17 protein-coding genes are annotated in these 19,084 nt (G+C 67.6%); all 17 read right to left on the bottom strand.

Features of this window, described 5'->3' with window-relative positions; all coding sequences use genetic code 11:
• Positions 1-12: 12 nt before the first annotated feature.
• The 17 genes from hypE to ABZ909_RS35795 all read right to left on the bottom strand — a co-directional run bounded on the left by hypE (position 13) and on the right by ABZ909_RS35795 (position 18,860).
• A complete protein-coding gene (gene hypE / locus ABZ909_RS35875; RefSeq protein WP_357009002.1) occupies positions 13-1,083 on the bottom strand; it encodes a hydrogenase expression/formation protein HypE in 1,071 nt (356 codons plus the stop codon).
• Positions 1,076-2,188 carry a hydrogenase formation protein HypD gene (gene hypD, locus ABZ909_RS35870; protein WP_357008999.1) on the bottom strand — a complete coding sequence of 371 codons (1,113 nt, stop codon included), beginning with the start codon at positions 2,186-2,188 and terminating at the stop codon, positions 1,076-1,078. The genes hypE and hypD overlap by 8 nt, the downstream gene beginning before the upstream one ends.
• Positions 2,185-2,526, bottom strand: a complete 342-nt coding sequence (locus tag ABZ909_RS35865; protein WP_357008996.1) for a HypC/HybG/HupF family hydrogenase formation chaperone — start codon at positions 2,524-2,526, stop codon at positions 2,185-2,187. Before ABZ909_RS35865 ends, hypD begins: the two co-directional genes overlap by 4 nt.
• A gap of 16 nt (positions 2,527-2,542) precedes the next feature.
• Positions 2,543-4,861 (bottom strand): carbamoyltransferase HypF, encoded by a 2,319-nt coding sequence (gene hypF, locus ABZ909_RS35860; RefSeq protein WP_357008994.1) that lies wholly within the window; start codon positions 4,859-4,861, stop codon positions 2,543-2,545.
• The gene (locus tag ABZ909_RS35855; protein ID WP_357008991.1) at positions 4,858-5,100 is read right to left on the bottom strand and encodes a HypC/HybG/HupF family hydrogenase formation chaperone; all 243 of its coding nucleotides are present in this window, start codon (positions 5,098-5,100) and stop codon (positions 4,858-4,860) included. The genes hypF and ABZ909_RS35855 overlap by 4 nt, the downstream gene beginning before the upstream one ends.
• A 3-nt stretch (positions 5,101-5,103) precedes the next feature.
• A complete protein-coding gene (locus ABZ909_RS35850) occupies positions 5,104-5,562 on the bottom strand; it encodes a hydrogenase maturation protease (protein WP_357008988.1) in 459 nt (152 codons plus the stop codon).
• Positions 5,563-5,718: 156 nt separating this feature from the next.
• Complete coding sequence (locus ABZ909_RS35845; protein ID WP_357008985.1) at positions 5,719-7,044, bottom strand: hypothetical protein; 1,326 nt, start codon at positions 7,042-7,044, stop codon at positions 5,719-5,721.
• Positions 7,044-7,688, bottom strand: a complete 645-nt coding sequence (locus ABZ909_RS35840; RefSeq protein WP_357008982.1) for a DUF6084 family protein — start codon at positions 7,686-7,688, stop codon at positions 7,044-7,046. The genes ABZ909_RS35845 and ABZ909_RS35840 overlap by 1 nt, the downstream gene beginning before the upstream one ends.
• Entirely contained in the window at positions 7,685-8,320 is a 636-nt protein-coding gene (locus tag ABZ909_RS35835; protein ID WP_357008979.1) for a DUF5947 family protein, read from the bottom strand. The genes ABZ909_RS35840 and ABZ909_RS35835 overlap by 4 nt, the downstream gene beginning before the upstream one ends.
• Entirely contained in the window at positions 8,317-9,234 is a 918-nt protein-coding gene (locus ABZ909_RS35830; protein ID WP_357008976.1) for a NifU family protein, read from the bottom strand. The genes ABZ909_RS35835 and ABZ909_RS35830 overlap by 4 nt, the downstream gene beginning before the upstream one ends.
• A gap of 30 nt (positions 9,235-9,264) precedes the next feature.
• Positions 9,265-11,061, bottom strand: a complete 1,797-nt coding sequence (locus tag ABZ909_RS35825; protein WP_357008973.1) for a nickel-dependent hydrogenase large subunit — start codon at positions 11,059-11,061, stop codon at positions 9,265-9,267.
• Between the two features lie 13 nt (positions 11,062-11,074).
• Complete coding sequence (locus ABZ909_RS35820; protein WP_357008970.1) at positions 11,075-12,130, bottom strand: hydrogenase expression protein HypE; 1,056 nt, start codon at positions 12,128-12,130, stop codon at positions 11,075-11,077.
• Between the two features lie 126 nt (positions 12,131-12,256).
• Complete coding sequence (gene hypB / locus ABZ909_RS35815) at positions 12,257-13,093, bottom strand: hydrogenase nickel incorporation protein HypB (protein WP_357008967.1); 837 nt, start codon at positions 13,091-13,093, stop codon at positions 12,257-12,259.
• Positions 13,051-13,425: a hydrogenase maturation nickel metallochaperone HypA gene (hypA, locus tag ABZ909_RS35810; RefSeq protein ID WP_357008964.1), complete on the bottom strand. Its 375-nt coding sequence runs from the start codon at positions 13,423-13,425 to the stop codon at positions 13,051-13,053. The genes hypB and hypA overlap by 43 nt, the downstream gene beginning before the upstream one ends.
• Before the next feature lie 106 nt (positions 13,426-13,531).
• On the bottom strand, positions 13,532-14,605 hold the full coding sequence (locus ABZ909_RS35805) for a HoxN/HupN/NixA family nickel/cobalt transporter (RefSeq protein ID WP_357009215.1): 1,074 nt from the start codon (positions 14,603-14,605) through the stop codon (positions 13,532-13,534).
• Positions 14,606-14,765: 160 nt separating this feature from the next.
• Positions 14,766-15,395, bottom strand: coding sequence for a PAS and ANTAR domain-containing protein (locus ABZ909_RS35800; protein ID WP_357009213.1), 630 nt, complete (start codon positions 15,393-15,395; stop codon positions 14,766-14,768).
• Positions 15,396-15,524: 129 nt separating this feature from the next.
• Positions 15,525-18,860 (bottom strand): protein kinase, encoded by a 3,336-nt coding sequence (locus tag ABZ909_RS35795; RefSeq protein WP_357008961.1) that lies wholly within the window; start codon positions 18,858-18,860, stop codon positions 15,525-15,527.
• Between the last annotated feature and the right edge of the window lie 224 nt (positions 18,861-19,084).

The raw sequence follows: 19,084 nt of genomic DNA, 5'->3' as shown, positions 1-19,084 counted from the left end.
TCCCCGTCCGCCTCAGCAGATTCTGGGTAGCTGTTCCCCGGCCGGCAGATCCACCACCCGGGTACCGCCGAGGGCGGTCCTGGCCACCACCATGCCCGGATGCTCGGACACGCAGACACCGATCGCAGCGGCCCGCGTCCCGAGTGGATGAGCGTGCATGGCGGCCAGCACCCGGTCCACGTCCTCGGCTGCGACGAAGGCGACCAGCTTGCCCTCATTGGCGACGTACATCGGGTCCAGCCCGAGCAGTCCACACGCGTCGCGAATCTCGGCCGGGATGGGAATATCGTTCTCCTCCAGCGCCACACCGACTTTCGCGGTATGGGCAATCTCGTTGAGCGATGCGGCCAGACCGCCGCGAGTGGGGTCGCGCAGCACGTGCACGTCCGCGCCGGTGGCCAGCATGGCAGCCACCAGGCCGTGCAGCGGTGCGGTATCGCTGCACACCGTGGTGCCGAACTCCAGTCCCTCGCGACAGCTCAGCACCGCGACGCCGTGCAAGCCGATATCGCCGCTCACTATCACCACGTCCCCGACACTCGCGCGCTGGGGACGGATGTCCACACCCTCGTCGATCACGCCGATACCCGCGGTGTTGATGTACACCCGGTCGCCGTGCCCGGCGTCGACCACCTTGGTGTCACCGGTGACCAGGGTGACGCCCGCGCCCAGGGCAGCGGTACCCATCGCCCCGGCGATCTGGGCGATCTCGGCCAGCGGGGTGCCCTCTTCGAGGATGAACGCCGTCGACAGCGCCAGCGGTCGCGCACCGACCATGGCCAGATCGTTGACCGTGCCGTTGACCGCGAGTTCGCCGATCGATCCGCCCGGGAACACCATCGGTTTGACCACGAAGGAGTCGGTGCTGAAGGCGAGCCTCGCCCCCGCGACGGTGAGCACCGCCGAGTCCCCCATCCCGGCCTCGGCGGCCGCGCCGAAGGCGGGCAGGAACAGATGCTCGACGAGTTCGCCCGACATCGCGCCGCCGCCACCGTGCCCCATGACGATGGTGGGTGAATCCCGTAATGGCATGGGGCACACCCAGTTCGCCAGGTCGACGGGCGTCGAGATCTCCTCACGCATGTGCCACCTCCGCGGGCAGGTCCAGGCGTCGGTACAGGTAGTAGGCGGCACACGCGCCCTCGGAGGAGACCATCGTGGCTCCGAGGGGGTTACGTGGCGTGCATTGCTTGCCGAAGGCCGCGCACTCGTGCGGCTTTATCAGCCCCTGCAGCACTTCACCGGAACGGCAGATCGAGGACTCGGCGGTGTGCAGGTCGCCGACGGCGAACCGCTGTTCGGCGTCGAACTCGCTGTACCGATCCGAGAGCCGCCACCCGCTGCTCGGTATCACGCCGATCCCGCGCCAGGCTCGGTCGGTGACCTCGAAGACGTCTTCGAGCATCGCCTTCGCGACCGGGTTGCCCGCTTCGGCGACGGCGCGTGGGTAGGCGTTCTCCACCTCGTGGCGTCCGGATTCGAGCTGAATCACGGTGCGCCGGATGCCTTCGAGGATGTCGAGCGGCTCGAACCCGGTGACCACGACCGGAACCCGGTACTTCTCGGCGAGCGGCGGGTATTCGCGGGTACCCATCACCGTGCAGACATGTCCGGCGGCCAGGAACCCCTGCACCCGGCACGACGGTGATTCCATGATCGCGGCGATGGCGGGCGGCACCAGTACGTGCGAGACGAGCAGCGAGAAGTTGCGTATGCCAAGTCGTTTCGCCTGATAGACGGTCATCGCGTTGGCGGGGGCGGTGGTCTCGAAGCCGATGCCGAAGAACACCACCTGCCGATCGGGATTGGCCTGTGCCAACTCGAGCGCGTCCAGCGGCGAGTACACCACCCGGACGTCCCCGCCTTCGCTCTTGACCCGGAACAGGTCCTTGGAGCTGCCCGGTACCCGCAGCATGTCACCGAACGAGCAGAAGATCACGCCGGGCTGCGCGGCGATGTCGAGTGCCTTGTCGATCATGCCGAGCGGGGTCACGCACACCGGGCAGCCCGGGCCGTGGATCATTTCGATCGTCTCGGGCAGCAATTGGTCGATGCCGTGGCGGATGATCGAATGCGTCTGCCCGCCACAGACTTCCATGATCGCCCAGCGGCGAGTGGCGCTCTCCCGGATGCGCTCCAGGAGAACCCGGGCGAGCTGCGGGTTGCTGAATTCATCGAGGTACTTCACGACCCCACCTCCGGTTCATCCGACTCCTGCCCCGTCGATTCCTGCGCTGTTTCGGGATTCGCCAGGCCCGCCTGCGCGGCCGCGATCGCGAATCCGTTACCGAATTCCTCCTTCAGAACACCGAGGTGCTCGAACTCGGCGAGTGTCCGCAGGGCGGATTCCTCGTCGAGCCGCTGAATGGCGAAGCCGACGTGGACCACGACGTAGTCGCCGACCACAGCGTCGGGGATGTATTGCAGACACACGTCCTTCTGCACGCCGCCGAAATCCACGATCGACATCAGCGTGCCATTGCGTTCTTGCAGGCTGAGAATCCTTCCCGGGACTGCCAGGCACATTTGCTGCTCCCTTCGCTCAACCCGCCTCGGCGGCGAGTAGTTGCCCGAATGCCAGGCCGCCGTCGTTGGGCGGCAACCGATGAGCGGTCAAGACTCGAAAACCGTTGTCCGACAACAGTCCACGTGTGGCCGACAGCAGCAGCGCGTTCTGGAACACGCCGCCGGTCAGGACGATCGGGGTGGCCGGGGTGGCGTAGTCGGCCGCGAGGCCGAGGACCAGCCGCGCGACCGCGTCGTGGAAACGCGCCGCGATGATCCCCACCGGGACGCCCGCCCGCACATCGCCGATCACGGCGCCGATCACCGGGGCGGCGTCGAACACCGACGGACCGTCCCCGTCTCGATCCGGCCTCGCGAACCGGTAACGCCCGGACCCCGGATCGACCCCGCGCGCATGCCATTCCAGTTCGATCGCGGCCTGCGCCTCGTAGTCGACCTCGAACCGGACCCCGGCCAGTGCAGCGACGGCGTCGAACAACCGGCCCATGCTCGATGTCGGCGCGCTGCCCAATCCGGTGTCCAGCTGGTGGGCGAGCACGGCGCGCTCGGCGGGCGGGCACGCAGCCACCGCGGGGAGATCCTCGGTCCATTCGATTCCGGCGGACCGCAGGTGCGCCAGCGCCATGCGGTAGGGGCGGCGCACGCTCACATCGCCGCCGGCCAGCGGTACGTAGCGCAGGTGCGCCAGCCGCCGGTAGCCCTTGTACCCGGCGGCAAGCACCTCACCGCCCCAGATCGCGCCGTCGGGCCCGAATCCGGTGCCGTCGAAAGCGATTCCGAGGACGGCGGCGGCCGGATCGAGTCCGTGTTCGCCCATGACCGCCGCGATGTGCGCGTGATGGTGTTGCACGGTGCGCACCGGCCGCTCGCCCGCCTGTTCCCGGGCCCACGCGGTCGAACGGTAGCGCGGGTGGGCGTCGGCGGCCAGCACGACCGGTCGCACGCCGGTCAGCTCCTCGAGGTGGTGTTCGGCCTCGGTGAAGGCGCGCAGTGTCGCCAGATCGTCCATATCGCCGATGTGCTGGCTGAGCCAGGCATAGCGCCCGTCCCCGACGGCACAGGTGTTCTTGAGATCCGCCCCCACCGCGAGCGTGGGCTGGACCGGCAGCGGAAGGGCCAGGGGTAGCGGCGCGAAGCCACGGGAACGCCGCAACGGCAGTTCCGTGCCGTCGACCACCCGCAGTACCGAATCGTCGCAGGGCACCAGGATGGGACGGTCGTGCGCGAGCCAGGCGTCGGCCAGACCCGTCAGCCGGGTCCGGGCGTCGGTGTCGTCGTAGCAGATGGGTTCGCCACCGAGGTTCGCCGAGGTCATGACGAGCACCCGGGGGCCGGGCGGGTCGCCGGGCAGGCCGAAGAGCAGCAGATGCAGCGGCGTGTAGGCGAGCATCACACCGAGATCGGGGTTGCGCGGGGCGACCGACGGCGCGATGGCGAAATCCGGAGTGCGCCCGCCGGTTTCGGTATCGATGGCGCGATCCGCGCGCGGCAGCAGCACGATGGGCCGGGCGGGCCCGGTGAGCAGCCCGGCGGCCGTCTCGTCGATCTCGGTGATGCGCCGTGCCGTGTCCAGATCCGGCGTCATGACGGCGAACGGCTTGTCCCCGCGGCGTTTCCGGCGGCGCAGCTCGGCCACCGCCGTCTCGTTCCCGGCGTCACAGGCCAGGTGGTACCCGCCGATGCCCTTGACGGCGAGAATTCCCCCGTCGCGCAACAGCTCTCGCGCGGCGGCGACAGGTTCGCCAGCGCCCGGGCCGGTATAGGACAACCGGGGACCGCAGTCGGGGCAGGCGATGGGCTGCGCGTGGAAGCGCCGGTCCGCGGGATCGGCGTACTCGTCGGCACACCGCGCGCACATCGGGAAGCCCGCCATGCTGGTGCGGTCGCGGTCGTAGGGCAGGCTCGCGATGATGGTGAACCGGGGACCGCAGTTGGTGCAGTTCACGAAGGGGTGCCGGTAGCGCCGGTTGGCCGGATCGCACAGATCGGCGACGCACTCGGCGCAGATCGCCACATCGGGTGAGGCCAGGGTGCGCCCGGTCCCGTCCCGGCTGGTCGCGGCGATATGGAAGCCGGTGCCGCCGCGCACCGGAATCTCGAGGCACTCGACGGATTCGACGACCGCCAGCGGCGGCGGATCCGACCGCATCCGCCGCACGAACTCGGCCAGATCCGCTGTCGCGCCCTCGATTTCGATGATCACACCGCAACTGTCGTTGGACACCGATCCGGTCAGGGACAGTTCGGCGGCGGTGGTGTACACGAACGGCCGGAAGCCGACGCCCTGAACCACGCCGCGGACCACCACGCGGCGGCGGCCGCGCCCGGCGCTCACGGCGCGTCACCCTGGCGCAGCAGCCGCAGCCCGTCCAGGGCCGCGGCCGCCCCGGCCGCGTCGGTCTTCTCCACCGCCAGGCCCATGTGAATGATCACCCAGTCACCGGGCCGGACCGGATCCTGGTCCAGCAGGCCGACATTCACCTTCCGCCGCTCCCCCGAAACGTCGACGAGCGCGATCTGGTCGTTGTAGCCGTCGAGGAGCTCCACGACCAGGCCGGGAATTCCGAGGCACACGGGTCACACCTCCTGCCGGGCGAGCAGTTCGGCCAGTACGTCGCCGACCGCGGCGACCGCGGCGGGCACGGCGGCGGCGACCACCTCGGTCAGTCCCATACGCTCGGCGACCGAGCACACCTGGCACCCCACCACGACCGTCGGCGGCACCGCGCCGCCGAGTGCGCGCACGGTCTCGAAGACGGCCTCCGGGTGCATGGCGTGGCCGTCGAATCCGGCGGCGCCGCCGCCGGTTTCGGCACGGAGGACCTCCACGCGTCCGGGTGCGCCGCGGTCGGGGATCGCGTCCACCAGCACCAGCGCGTCCCATCCGTCGAGCAGGTCGTAGGCCAGGTGCAGGCCCCGGATACCGTAGTCGGTGACGCGCACGTCAGGGTGGTGGTCCGGCGGCAGCCGCCGGACCACCTCCGGTCCGAATCCGTCGTCGCCGAGGAAGATATTGCCGATCCCGGCGACCAGCACCCGTGTCGTGCGATCACCCGCTCACATATGCCGTATCCGGAAGTACCTGCGGATATCGGGGATGGACACGACACCCACAGCGACCGCGGCCACCGCGGCCGCAGCGACGATCACTATCGCGACCACTCCTACCGTTGCCATCTCCGGCCCTTCCTTTCACTCGGGCGAGCCGTCCAGCGGCTCGATCTCATCGGGGGCGAAGTACAGGTAGCGCCCGTACCATTCGTGCAATTCGGCCGCGGGGTCGTCCTCGGCGACCACGCCGACGTGCACCCCGCCGTCCACGTCCTCGTGCACCGTGACCACCCTGGCGGTGCGGCCGGCGTAGAAGAGGTCCTGCGCGTCGGCGCGGCGCCCGGGATGCAACCGCACCCGGCTGCCCTTGCGCACCAGCACCCCGGCCACCGCCACCGCGTCGGTGTCGGGCGCGACGGCACTGTCGGCCATCGGATCCCACCAGTCGACACCGTCGGCCAGCGTGGGCAGCACCCGCGGGGACGGGTCCTCCCGCAGCACTCCGTGCAGGGATCCCAGTTGCTCGGCGTCGAGATTGTCGCAGCGATCGATGATCTCGGCGGCAAGCGGGTCGGTGGCGCGCGCCTCCCGCTTCTCCTCGTCGGTCATGGTCAGCACGCGCAGCGCCAGGATCTCGTCGATCTCGGTGGAGTCGAACAGCGGGCCCTGGCTCTGCGGGGCGATCTCGGGATGGTCGTAGAGGATGATCGGGGAGACCAGCAGCAGCTCCTGCTGGCCGGGCGGGCCCGCCAGCACCGGGAAACAGCGTTGCTGGCAACAGCTTTCGACAACAGCCTCGGCATCGGCGGGCGGATCGGTGAGCGAATGGAACAGCCCGCCGTCGAGCTCGGCGATCAGGTGCGCGCCCAGCAGCGAGCGGGCCAGCGCGTCATCGGGATCCGTGGCGGCCGCGCCGGTATTGCGCAGGACGATACCCACACGGCGGTAGCCGCCGACGGCGTCCACCGACAGTTCGAGCTCGCCACGGAGCGGTTCCCGGGTGCGTGACATCGTGCCGACCACGCCGCCGGTGTCGTCACTGATCGCCGCACTCTCTTCGGCGCCGGGGACGGTGAACGGAAAAACGCTGTGTACCAGCGGTATCGGGCCGATGTCATGCTCATGTTCGACGGCCTCGTCCCAGCTCAGCCAGGACCGCCCGGCGGCATGGAGTTCCGCGACGGCGGCGCCGTCCGGGCTGCGGACCGTGCGCCGCTGCCGGTGCAGGAACCGCACCGTGACGCTGATCCGCGCCGACTCGCCGGCCGTGACCGGGAACTGCGTCACCAGCTCGGAATCCTCACCGAGCCCGTCGGCGGCCGCCCGCTCGGGTCCGAGCACACCGAACTGCCAGCGGCACACGTTCTTCCGGGCGCTCGCCCGGTACGGGTACAGCAGGTACCCCTCGTAGAGCACCGCGTCGGCCACCGCGCGCGCCGCCGCCCGGGCGTCGCCGTCGACGCTCATCACGCACCTCCCGCGGCGAGCAACTCGCGCACCGCCTGGTCGTATCCGAGCAGGCCGCGACCGGATTTGAAGGCGGACAGCGCATCCAGTGTCTCCCGCGACAACCGCACCCAGCCCGTGTCCGGGAAGTGCGCGGCCATCAGATCCCGCCACACCGACACCGGCATGTCGAACCTGTCGTCACGGTCCCAGGGCACCTGCTGCACCGCGAAACCGGTTGCGCCCCTGATGAACACGGTGCCACTGAACAGGAACGACAGCGGTATCGTGCCGTCGCGCAGCGCGTGCAGGTACTTCGAACCCGCGACCTCGAGGTCGTAGGTGCACAGCATCGGCAGATCCACCTCGGTGCCACCGCTGGAGAAGCCGGGAACCATTGTCGCGCAATGCATCCACAGAAAGGAGCGTTGGGTGTCGAACCAGCGTTCCCGGGGACCGAACAGATCGGTCAGGCCCGCACCCTCCTCGTCGGTGTAGGAGCGCCGGTTCGGGTCGATACGCACCTGTGCGCGCAGGGCGATGGCGTGCACGGGCTCCTCGGACAGCGCGGCGATGCCGATCCGCGCCGTCAGGGTCGGCGTCACGGCATACGGTTCGGGCCGGATGCCCAGGACCGCGAAGGTGATCGAGTACGCCGGGCTCACGACGTTCCTCCCGCGACGCGGGCCCGGGCGGTCATGGCGGCGAGGAATTCCTCGATGTAGCGGCGGGCCTCCTGCCCGCCGTCGAATCCGCGCCACAGCAACCGCATGCGCCCGACGAATTCGTAGCAGGCGTCGATCGGCAACAGCAGGCAGGTCGGGGCGCCGCCATGCTCGGGCAGGTGGATCAGCACGGCCTCGACATCGTCGTCGGCCTGTGCGAGTTCGGGATGCCGGTCCAGGATCGCACTCCACTGGTCCATCGGCAGCTCGGATTCAGTGGCACCGGCCGGACCCGGATAGAACGCCACCGTGCGCCCGAGGGCGGAGTTGCGGAAGAAGAAGGCCAGGCCGACCGGAATCTGGAGGGCATCCCACTCCCCCGGGCCGATGCTGACCCCGGGGAAGGCGAGGCAGCGATCCGGGACCGCGCGATACCGCAGGTTCGCGGTGCGGTCGGTGAACAGCAGATAGCAGGCCCGACAGACGCACATGAGCTGCCTGCCCTCGATATTCACGACATGGCCGTGCGTGTCGGCGATGGCCTCACCGCACATCTCACACCGCTCCCCCGCCGGCGCCGGGACGGGCCGGGAAGTCGCGAGCCTGCGCAGTACGCCGAAGGCGGGATTCATCCGGCCGCCTCCATCGGCACCGCCACCTGCGGTGTGCCCGAACGGATCAGGACCGGGAGCGGTTCCAGATGACCGTCGCCGTCCAGGCGCGCGCCGGCGTGCACGACGTCGAAGTGGGCCCGGCAGACCGGGCAGCGCAGCACGGCCGCGCCGGCCCCGAACCCGGCCCGGCGATGCAGCGCCGCTCCCGCCATCGAATTCCCGCACGACGGACAGTGATCGCGGTAGACGAACAGCTCGTCGCCGACCCGGCAGGCCACGACGGCCGCGCCGGCCAGCGCGAAACCACCCACCTCACCCGCGCCGAGCTGTGCCAGCTCGGGCGCCCCGATCCAGTGTCCGCCGTGCTCGCCGTTGGCGTGGACGCGGGCCAGCAGCGACTCGGCCGGAATCACGCCGGTATTCGAATCCGTTTCGGACGCAACCACTTCGATGGTCTCGATCTCCGGCGCGGCGGCACGCACCGCATCCTCCACCGCCAGCTCCAGGGTCACCGCGGAGGACGGGCAACTGCGGCAGCTGCCGGTGAAAGCCAGCCGCAGCACGCCGTCGGTCACCGCCACCACCGTCACGTCGCCACCGTGCGAGCCCAGGTACGGGCGCACCCCGTCCAGCGCCGCACGCACCCGGGTGAGCGTGTCGTGCGGGTGCAGTCCGTGTACCAGCAGCAGGCTGGCGATCAGGTCGTCGGCCACCAGCCGTTCGACGGTCTCGGGATCGAGCAGCCGGATGGTCCGCTCGAGCCCCGCACCGTACAGGCCGACGATCTCACCGACCAGTTCCTCGGCGCGCTCCCGCGCCACGGGCCCGGCGGCGGAAATCGCACCCAGTAGGGTGTCGATCCGCTCGCCGGCCTCGCGCCAGCGATCGGTGTCCGCGGCCTGAGCGCGGCGGTCCTCGGATCGGTCGTTCACCGCGCTCGCCTCCCGGTACCGGCTCGACCGCTACTCAGCGGTCATCGCCTGGGTGGGTGAGTGGAGCAGGTCCAAGGACTTGCCACCACCCAGGTACATGTGCACGCCGCAGGGCAGGCAGGGATCGAAACTGCGGACGGTGCGCATGATGTCGATGCCCTTGAAGTGCTCCCGATCGTTCTCCTCGAAGATCGGCTGTCCCTGCACCGCGTCCTCGTACGGTCCCGGGGTTCCGAAACTGTCGCGCGGGCTGGCGTTCCAGGGTGTGGGCGGATACGGATGGTAGTTGGCGATCTTGCCGTCCCGGATCACCATGTGGTGCGACAGCACACCGCGCACGGCCTCGGTGAAACCGCAGCCGATGCTCTCGTCCGGCACCTCGAAATGCTCCCAGGTCTTGGTCCGCCCGGCCCGGATCTCCTCGAGCGCCTGCTCCGCGAAGTGCAGCGCGCACGCCGCGGCGTAGGCCTGGAAGTAGGTGCGCGCGCGGTTGCGCTCGATGGTGTTGCTGCCGAAAGCCGGTATCGTCCACTCCAATTCGACCGGACCCTTGAGCGCCGTCTTCGGCAGATTGATCTGCACGCTGTGGCCGGTGGACTTCACATAGCCGATATCGACCAGCCCCGACAGGGCGGTGGACCACAGTCGTGCCAGCGGTCCGCCACCGGTGTCGAGCGCGAGATGATCCTTGCCGTCGAACCAGCGTGGCGACATCACCCAGCTGTACTTGTCGTCCAGGTCGCGCTTCTGCGGGCTGGGATTGGTGTGCTGATTCCAGGGGTGGCGGCGGTCCACCGGATTGCCCAGCGGATCGTTCTTCACGAACATCTCCTGGTCGGTCCAGTCCTCGTAATACGAACTGCCCAAGAGGATTCGGAGACCGAGATTGATGTCCAGCAGTGAGTGGGTGATCAGTTTCCCGTCCACCACGATGCCGGGGGTCACGAACATCGCGTTGCCCCAGTTCTCCATGTCCTTGTAGGCGAAGTTGCACACCTCCGGATTCTGGAACGAGCCCCAGCAGCCCAGCAGCGTGCGCCGCAGGCCGACCCGGTTGTAGCCGGGCAGCGCCGCGTAGAAGAAGTCGAACAGGTCGTCGTGCATGGGCACGACCTTCTTCATGAACTCGACGTAGCGCATGAGCCGCGTCATGTAGTCGGTCATCAACTGGATGGTGGCGACCGTGCCGACCCCGCCGGGGTACAGCGTCGACGGGTGCACGTGCCGGCCCTCCATGAGGCAGAACATCTCTCGCGTGTAGCGGCTGACCTGCAGCGCCTCGCGATAGAACTCGCCGGTGAAGGGGTTGAGCGCCCGCATGATGTCGGCGACGGTGCGATAACCGTGCGCCTGCGCGTGCGGCGCCTCGGTCTTCTCGGCCAGGGCCAGCACGCCCGGGTTGGTCTCGGACACCATCTTCTCGCAGAAGTCCACGCCGACCAGGTTCTCCTGGAAGATGTTGTGGTCGAACATGTACTCGGCGGCCTCACCCATATTGACGATCCACTCGCCCAGATTCGGCGGCTTCACCCCGTAGGCCATGTTCTGGCAGTAGCACGAACAGGTGGCGTGGTTGTCACCGCAGATGCCGCAGATGCGGCTGGTGATGAAGTGCGCGTCACGAGGATCCTTGCCGCGCATGAAGATCGAGTAACCACGGAAGATCGAGGAGGTGCTGTGGCACTCGACCACCTCCCGGTTCTCGAAATCGATCTTGGTGTAGATGCCCAGACTGCCGACGATGCGGGTGATCGGATCCCATGCCATCTCGACGAGAGAATCCGGTTCGATCGTGCGGTGCGAGGGCTCGGGAATGATCTCGGTCATCGGATTGCCTTCCCTACCAGGTCCGGACCGCGCCGGAATCCAGCTTGTCTCCCTTGTGCCGCCAGCTCGGCTCCTTGTCCACGGTGCGGCCGGTGATGTGCCGCAGACTGCGAATCACCGAGCCGTACAAACCCGACGCGGTGGAGGACAACTTGCCGCCGGGTGGCTCGTCCATGAAAGGCATGAACTTGTCCGGGAATCCCGGCATGGTGCAACCGATACAGATACCACCGACATTCGGGCAACCGCCGACGCCGTTTATCCAACCGCGTTTGGGGACATTGCATTTCACGACCGGCCCCCAGCAGCCCAATTTCACGATGCATTTCGGCGAGCCGTATTCGGTGGCGAAATCACCTTGCTCGTAATAGCCCGCGCGATCGCAGCCCTCGTGCACCGTCGCACCGAAAAGCCACTTGGGGCGCAGTGCCTCGTCGAGCGGGATCATCGGGGCCTGGCCGGTGGCCATGTAGAGCAGGTAGGTCAGGGTCTCGGAGAGATTGTCGGGCTGGATCGGGCAACCCGGCACGCACACAATTGGTATGCCGGCCTTGCTCTTCCACTCCCAGCCCAGGTAGTCGGGGACGCCCATGGCGCCGGTCGGATTGCCGGCCATGGCGTGAATGCCGCCGTAGGTCGCGCAGGTGCCGGCCGCGACCACCGCGGTCGCCTTCGGGGTCAGCCGATCGAGCCATTCACTGGTGGTCATGGGCTGGCCGGTCTCGGGATTGTTGCCGAACCCGCACCAGTAGCCCTCAACGTGCAAGCGCTCGTTCGGGATCGACCCCTCGACGACCAGGACGAAGGGCTCGAGCTCGCCCCGATCGGCCTTGAAGAACCACTCGAGGAAGTCGTCGGCTCCCCCGGCCGGGCCACATTCGTAATCGATGAGTGGCCAATGAACGGCGATCTTGGGCAGGCCAGGCAGGGATCCGAGAGCTATCTCCTCGACACTGGGCTGGGTGGCGGCAGTCAGGGCCACCGAGTCGCCATCACAACTGAGTCCCGCGTTGATCCAGAGAACGTGAATCAGCGTCTGCTCCGCATTGACTGCTTCTTTAGTCGGCATGAAAACGTGCCACCCTTCGAAGCGAAATGCCAGGCGATCGGACGTCGCCGTTTTCTCGAAAACGACCGACCGGGATGTGAGCCTGATCACGTAAGTTTAGGCCCGGCCCGAGACCGCCTCAAGAGTTCACCGGACCGGCACGCGCTGTCCGGACAGCCACTCGTACCACTGCCCGAGACCCGCCCCGGTGGACGCCGAGATCTCCAGGATCCGGACTGCGGGATTCACCGATCGCGCGAGTTCACCGAAGCGGACCGGATCGAAGTCGACATAGGGCAACAGGTCGATCTTGTTGATCAGCACCAGGGTCGCCACCGAGAACATGTGCGGGTACTTCAGCGGCTTGTCGGTGCCCTCGGTCACCGAGATCACCACGACTTTGCCCCTCTCCCCCAGATCGAACAGCGCCGGGCACACCAGGTTTCCGACATTCTCGATGAACAGCAGGCTGCCGGGCTCCGGTGCGAGCATGTCGAGGGCGCGCCGGGTCATGGCCGCGTCCAGATGACAGCCGGCACCGGTATTGATCTGTGCCACCGTGCATCCGGTGGCCATGATCCGCTCGGCGTCGAGCAGGGTCTCCTGATCCCCCTCGATGACAGCGATCGGTCCCGCACCGAACTCCCGGATGGTACGCACCAGCAGCGTGGTCTTACCCGCGCCCGGCGAGCTCGTCATATTGAGCGCGAGGATGCCGCGTTCGGCCAGCCAGGCCCGGTTCTCCTGTGCCAGCCGGTCGTTCTTGGCCAGGACCCGCTGTTCCAGCGTCACGGTCTCGGTGATCGGCAGGTGCACATGGTCCGCGCCGTGTTCGTGGCCGGCATGGTCGTGCCCCGGGTGCCCATGGTCGTGATGGGCAGGGTCGTCATGGTCGTGATGGGCGTGGTCTTCGCCCGGGCCGTGCTGGTGCGGGACGGTGATCAGTCCGCCCGTCTCGCCACCGCATCCGCAGGTAGCACACATGGGTCGCTCACCTCCATGGATCGGATTCGCAGCTCCCGCCCGGCGGTCACCTCGACATCCGCACTGCCGCAACGGCACAGCAGCACAGGATCGGGCAGGACGAAGTCCCGGCCGCAGGCCCGGCACCGGGCCGTGCCGGGAACGAGATGGATATCCAGACGTGCGCCCGCCGCGACGGTTCCCTCGGCGGCCAGCTCGAAGCAGAAACGCAGGGCATCGGGGACGACGGCACAGAGTGCGCCGATCTCGAGCGTCACGCTGTGAACGGTGCGGCCGGCCGCGTGTTCGCCGACGGCATCGATGACACTCTGGGTAATCGCCATCTCGTGCACAACGAACTCGTCTCGTCGAGAAGAACCGCTACCGAGAAGGACCCCTACCAAGCTACTCCCGAGTTTTACCCCGCACACCACCCGAGCCCACCGGCGCCCTCGCTGTTCATTCCTCGGCGCCAGGTTGCCGCGCGGTGGTCCATTTCTCCTCGAGGCGGCCGTAGTGCCAGGCCAGCAGGGCAATGGCCCAGGTGAGGACGAACAGGCCGACCACCAGGAACCCGACCAGCTCGAGGTCGAGTCCGCCGACCCAATCCCAGACGCCGCCGGTCCACCCGAGTTGGCCCACGAGCAGGCCGAGCAGCTCGATGGTGCCGATGATCAGGGCGACCGCGACGGACAGCGCCGTGACGGTGATGTTGTAGTAGACCCTGCGCACGGGTTTGGCGAAAGCCCACCCGTAGGCGAAGTTCATGAAGCCGCCGTCGATGGTGTCCAGCAGGCTCATACCGGCGGCGAACAGAATCGGCAGACACAGAATCGCGTACCAGGGCAGGCCCACCGCCGCGCTGGTGCCGGCCAATACCAGCAGCGCGACCTCGGTGGCGGTGTCGAAGCCGAGACCGAACAGCAGCCCGATCGGATACATCTGCCAGGGCTTGGTCACCGACCTCGTCATCGGCCCGAGCAGCCGATTCACCAGGCCGCGCTGCGCCAGCTGCTGCTCCAGCTCGGCCTCGTCGTGGCCGCCGCCGCGCATCCGCCCGAAGACCCGCAGAATACCCACCAGCACAACGAGATTCAGGATCGCGATGAGGTAGAGGAACGCCCCGGATACGGTCGTGCCGATCAGTCCGGTGTAGTGATGCAGCGCCGAGGAGTCGTTCTCGACCGGCCCGACGACGACCTGCACGCCCAGCGAGAGCAGCAGGGCCAGCCCGAAGACGACCGTGGAATGTCCGAGGGAGAAGAAGAATCCCGCCGACAGCGGCCGTTGCCCATCGTGCATGAGCTTGCGGGTGGTGTTGTCGATGGCGGCGATGTGGTCGGCGTCGAACGCGTGCCGCATACCCAGGGTGTATGCGGTCAGGCCGACTCCGATACCGAGGGTGCGGTCACCGACGCTGAGATGCTGCGGGGCCACGAACGCGACCAGCGTGAACCAGCCCAGCACGTGCAGGCCGACGATCACCCCGGCCATCGCCGCCAGTCGCAGCGATTCCTGCCGGGTCAGCGCCAGGCGCTTCGTCAACGAGCGAAAGGGCCTGCGCTGCTGCGTTGTTGATGCCACGATCTGCCAATCGACGCACACCGAATCCTCTGACGGTAAACCCGCGCTCGCCGTTCGAGCAACCGATTGTGCGCGTACCGCGTGGTGCGGCCCGGGAACCGCCAGGGGTTCATCGCCCGGGTACTCGCTCGTGGGCGGTCAGCAGCAGATGGTCGAAGTGGGTGCGAATCGGCTTCGCCCCATCCGCCAGAGCCTGCAGGTCCTCCATCAATTGCGCGGCCAGCGTGCGCAGCTTGGTATTGGTCTCCTGCGATCGCCAGGTGAGCACGCGGAACGCCGCCTCGGCGCTGACACCGTAGACCAGCATGATCGCCCCCTTGGCCTGCTCGATCACCGCGCGCGCGGCATACAGCTCGGGCAGGCTGTCGTCGAGGGCCTCCTGACGGTGTTCGGCGAGAGCCTCGGTCACGTCGATGTAGTAGCCGGCCGATCCGACCACCCGGTCCTGGCCGTCGACCATCCGATCGCCCACCACGATCACGTCGTGCACGCTCCCACCGGTGTCGACGATGCGGTGCCGGCTCGAGAACGGCAGGGCATCGTTCGCCGAACCCGCGATCGTACCGGCGACCTGCCCACGATCCTCGGGATGCTTGTGTGAGAGCAGCAGATCAGTGGTCGGCAGCACGGATCCCGGCTGGTACCCGTGCATCACGGCCACCTCATCGGACCATTCCCACCGCTGGTCACCGAACCAGAAGCGGAAGCTACCGACGCGCTGTGGGCGACCCGCGCCCATCACCCGTTCGAGGATCTTCGCATTGTCCGGAGGGGCCTCACCGCCTTGTGTCACAGCCGAATTATTCGCTGCACCACCGGCTCGGGGGACAACTCGGCGCGACCGACACCACAGCGATACGCCGGGCGGTCATCCCGGACTGCCGCCGGAATGCTCTGCCGCCCAAACCGCTATCTGTGCGCGCGAGGTGAATCCCAACTTGACCAGGATGTGTTCGACGTGCCCCTGTGCGGTGCGTTGTGAGATCACAAGACGGGTCGCGATCGCCCTGTTCGTCAGACCTTCCGCGACGAGGTCGGCAACTTGCCGTTCACGCTTCGTCAGCTGCTGCTGCGCAGTATCGGCCGTGGGGGAAGGTTCGCCGAGCGCGAGCCGTACGGCCGAGTCGAGACTCATCGCGGAACCTTCCTGGCGGGCCCGATCGAAGGCACGCACGCCGAGCGCATTGCGGCTGCTCTGCATGCACTCGGCGCGGTATGCGAGCAGATCGGGGACCATGAGCGTCGCGGTGCCGGCGAGGCGCCCCAACTTGTCCGCCGCGCCCACCAGGACAGCCGCACGGCGGGCCTCGTGCCCGTCGGCAGCAATCCAGGCCAGCGTCTCCAGACAACCCGCGGCGACGAGCGGATCGGCCAGCAGAGCGGACAGTCGAACGCCTTCCTCCAAGAGGCGCTTGGCGCGTTCGACGTCGCCGTAGCGCCAAACGGCGAAGCCCGCCGCGAACAACGCCCATGATCGATAGATCGTCTCGCCGCAGGCCGCTGTCATGGCGAGCGTCTTTTCGTGGCAGGCGACGGCCCGGGCAGCATCGCCCCCCAGGGCGTAGGCCCAGCCGAGGGAGAGCCGGGCATCCAACTGCATTCCGAGCTCACCGCACGCCTCGTAGCTGCGGACCACATCGGTCAGGAGGGCAGCCGCGTCGGACTCACCGACGTTGCCGCGGGCGAGCGCCTGATTTGCCTCGGCGTGGTTGACCAAGGCTCCGACCAGCGGCTCCACCGTCTGCTCGGCGAGTACGCGGAGTTCCGCGAACCGGTCGCTCGCGGTCTGCAGGTCGCCGGTCAAACCCGCGATGCTGCCGGCGGCGAAGAGCGCCCTGGCTCGATCCGTGGTCCGACCGTCGACCGAATGGCCGAGCACGCGCTCATACCAGCGACGGCCCTCATGGAGCCGCCCGCGCAAGCCCCAGAACAGGTACAGGTTCGTGATCATCCCGAGCCCGCCCTCGTCGGACTCGGACAAACTGAATTCCAATGCCTTTCGAAGATTCGGCAGTTCCCGCTCGAGCCGGGCAACCCAATCCAGTTGATGCGGACCGATCAAATTGGCATCCGCCTCGCGTACCAGTCGTTCACACCAGTCCCGATGCCGCCAGTGCAGGCCCGGGAACTGGCCGGACTCCTCGGCCTTCTCCCGGCCGAACTCGTGCACCGACTCGAGCATCCGGAAACGCACCGCCCCACCGGCTTCCTGCCGGACCAGGATGGATTTGTCCACCAGCGCGGACAACGTATCGAGCACCTGGGACTCGGTCATGTCATCGGCGCACACCTGCTCGACGGCGTCGAGTTCGAAGCCGCCGGCGAACACGGACAAGCAAGCCCACAGCCGCTTCTCGTCGGGTGTGCACAGGTCGTAGCTCCAGCTGATGCAGTACCACAGCGTCTGCTGCCGCTTCGGCGTTCCCCGGCCACCCCGGGTCAACAGGGCGTACCGGTCTGTCAGCCGGGTCTGGATCTGCTCGACCGACATCGTGCGCAGACGCGCCGCGGCCAGCTCGATCGCCAACGGCAATCCGTCCAGCCTGGTGCAGATCTGGGCAATGCCGCGCTGGTTCGCTTCGGTCATCTCGAACCCCGGCACCGCCGCGGCAGCCCGCTCGACGAACAGTGTCACTGCGTGGCTGTGAGCCAGCGCCCGCTCATTGGTCGAATCGGGAATCCCGAGCGGCTGAAGCGGATACACGGCCTCCCCGCCGATCCCCAGTGCTTCGCGACTGGTCGCCAGAATTCGCACATTCGGACACGCCAGCAGCAGCGCCTCCGACAGCTTCGCGGCCGCGTCGATCACGTGCTCACAGTTGTCCAGCACCAGCAGCAGATCATACGGCGCCAGCGCCTCCACCAGCGTGTCGAGCACGGATATGACACCTTGGCTTCGTAGTCCGAAGACAGCAGCCACCACATCGGGCAGCAATGCGTCATCGCGCAGCTCCGCCAACTCGACCAGCCACGCCCCGTTCACGAACTTCTGCCGAACCTTGTGAGCGACTCGCAGTGCGAGCCTTGACTTTCCGATCCCGCCGATCCCGGTCAAGGTCACCAGACGTGACCCGGCCAGCAGATTGCCGACCTCGGACAACTGGGTCCGTCGATCGACGAAGCTGGTCAGCTCGAGCGGCAGATTTCCGGTGCCCTCATGCAATCCGTCGCTGCGGATACGCGGAACTCCTTGCGGCACCGATGGTTCCGAACTCACCAACGATTCGGGTTCGGAGCCCGGTTCGTCGCGCACCGCCATTTCGTCGACCGCGAAACCGTGCTGGAGCTGTATTCGACGCAGTTGCTCGCCCAATACCGCTGCGGCAGGGCGGTTGTGCGGGTCGGGAGACATGGCCGCCTCGATCACTGCGCGTACGTCCCAGGGGATACCGATTTCACAGAGGTCGGGATTCGACGGGGTGGTGATCCGCACGAACCCGGCCACCGCCTGCCCACCACCGCGGCGATCGAACGCGACGTGAGCGGTGAGCGCACAGAGCAATGTGGCTCCCAGCCCGTAGACGTCCGAGCCACGGCTGGGGGCCTGTCCACCCAGCACCTCGGGCGCGGTTAAGACCGGCGAGCCGGTGGTGATTTCGGCTTCCGTCTCGAACTCGTCAGAGACGTGGGAGATGCCGAAATCGGTCAACACCGGCTCGCCGTAGTCGGTGAGCAGAATGTTCGCCGGCCTGATATCGCGGTGGAGAACTCCCGCTCGATGTGCGGATTCCAGCGCCCCCGCGATCTTCACCCCGATGTGAAGCGTGTCCGCGAGAGACAGCGGACCGTCGTCCCGGATACGTTCACCCAGCGAGCCCCGGGAAAAGTACGGCATGACCAGATAAGGGCGGCCGCTGCCCGTTTGCCCGACCTCCAGCATGCTGACGATGTTCGGATGCCCGGTGAGAGGACCCATCGCCCGCTGCTCGCGAAGGAACCGGGCCCGGTCCTCCTCCAGTTCACCGGTGAGGATCTTCACCGCCACCGTGCGGTCAGCGGCAACTTGGGTGCACCGGTAAACAGCCCCGAGACCGCCCCGGCCGATCTGGTGGGCGTCGTCGAACCCGGCAGCACGCAACTCCGTGACGACGTCGGGACCGGCATCACGCTGCGTTTCGAACGGATCACTTTCAGACATCGATAACTCGCAAATCGCCAGCAGCGGACACCAGCCAGAATATCTCCACTCGGGTGGTCGGACCATCGCGAAAAAATGCTCGCGACCGGCCGTGACCGCACTCCGAGGATGCTGCTGGTTCCCGGGTGACAACGTCTGCCATGCCCGACACGGTGCCGGCGGATCGAGGCAAGAGCCGGAAAAGGGCAAGTCCCGGAAATAGGTATGTCTGCGGGAGATCGGCCGTCGTGCCCGAACAACCCCACAACCGATGCTGTCACCACTGCCGACCGCGACGAATTCACCCGAAA

The organism is Nocardia sp. NPDC046763 (assembly GCF_040645495.1).
Classification (GTDB): domain Bacteria; phylum Actinomycetota; class Actinomycetes; order Mycobacteriales; family Mycobacteriaceae; genus Nocardia.
Note: the sequence above shows the minus strand (reverse complement) of the source record. Positions and strands in the feature narration are given on the sequence as shown.

Bases quoted from the DNA above. Each gene is read 5' to 3' on its own strand.
- ABZ909_RS35820 (WP_357008970.1), bottom strand. From the start codon at position 12,130: ATGCCGACTAAAGAAGCAGTCAATGCGGAGCAGACGCTGATTCACGTT.
- ABZ909_RS35845 (WP_357008985.1), bottom strand. From the start codon at position 7,044: ATGAGCGTCGACGGCGACGCCCGGGCGGCGGCGCGCGCGGTGGCCGAC.
- ABZ909_RS35795 (WP_357008961.1), bottom strand. From the start codon at position 18,860: ATGGTCCGACCACCCGAGTGGAGATATTCTGGCTGGTGTCCGCTGCTG.
- ABZ909_RS35865 (WP_357008996.1), bottom strand. From the start codon at position 2,526: ATGTGCCTGGCAGTCCCGGGAAGGATTCTCAGCCTGCAAGAACGCAAT.
- ABZ909_RS35835 (WP_357008979.1), bottom strand. From the start codon at position 8,320: ATGAATCCCGCCTTCGGCGTACTGCGCAGGCTCGCGACTTCCCGGCCC.
- hypE (WP_357009002.1), bottom strand. From the start codon at position 1,083: ATGCGTGAGGAGATCTCGACGCCCGTCGACCTGGCGAACTGGGTGTGC.
- hypB (WP_357008967.1), bottom strand. From the start codon at position 13,093: ATGTGTGCTACCTGCGGATGCGGTGGCGAGACGGGCGGACTGATCACC.
- ABZ909_RS35800 (WP_357009213.1), bottom strand. From the start codon at position 15,395: ATGGGCGCGGGTCGCCCACAGCGCGTCGGTAGCTTCCGCTTCTGGTTC.
- ABZ909_RS35825 (WP_357008973.1), bottom strand. From the start codon at position 11,061: ATGACCGAGATCATTCCCGAGCCCTCGCACCGCACGATCGAACCGGAT.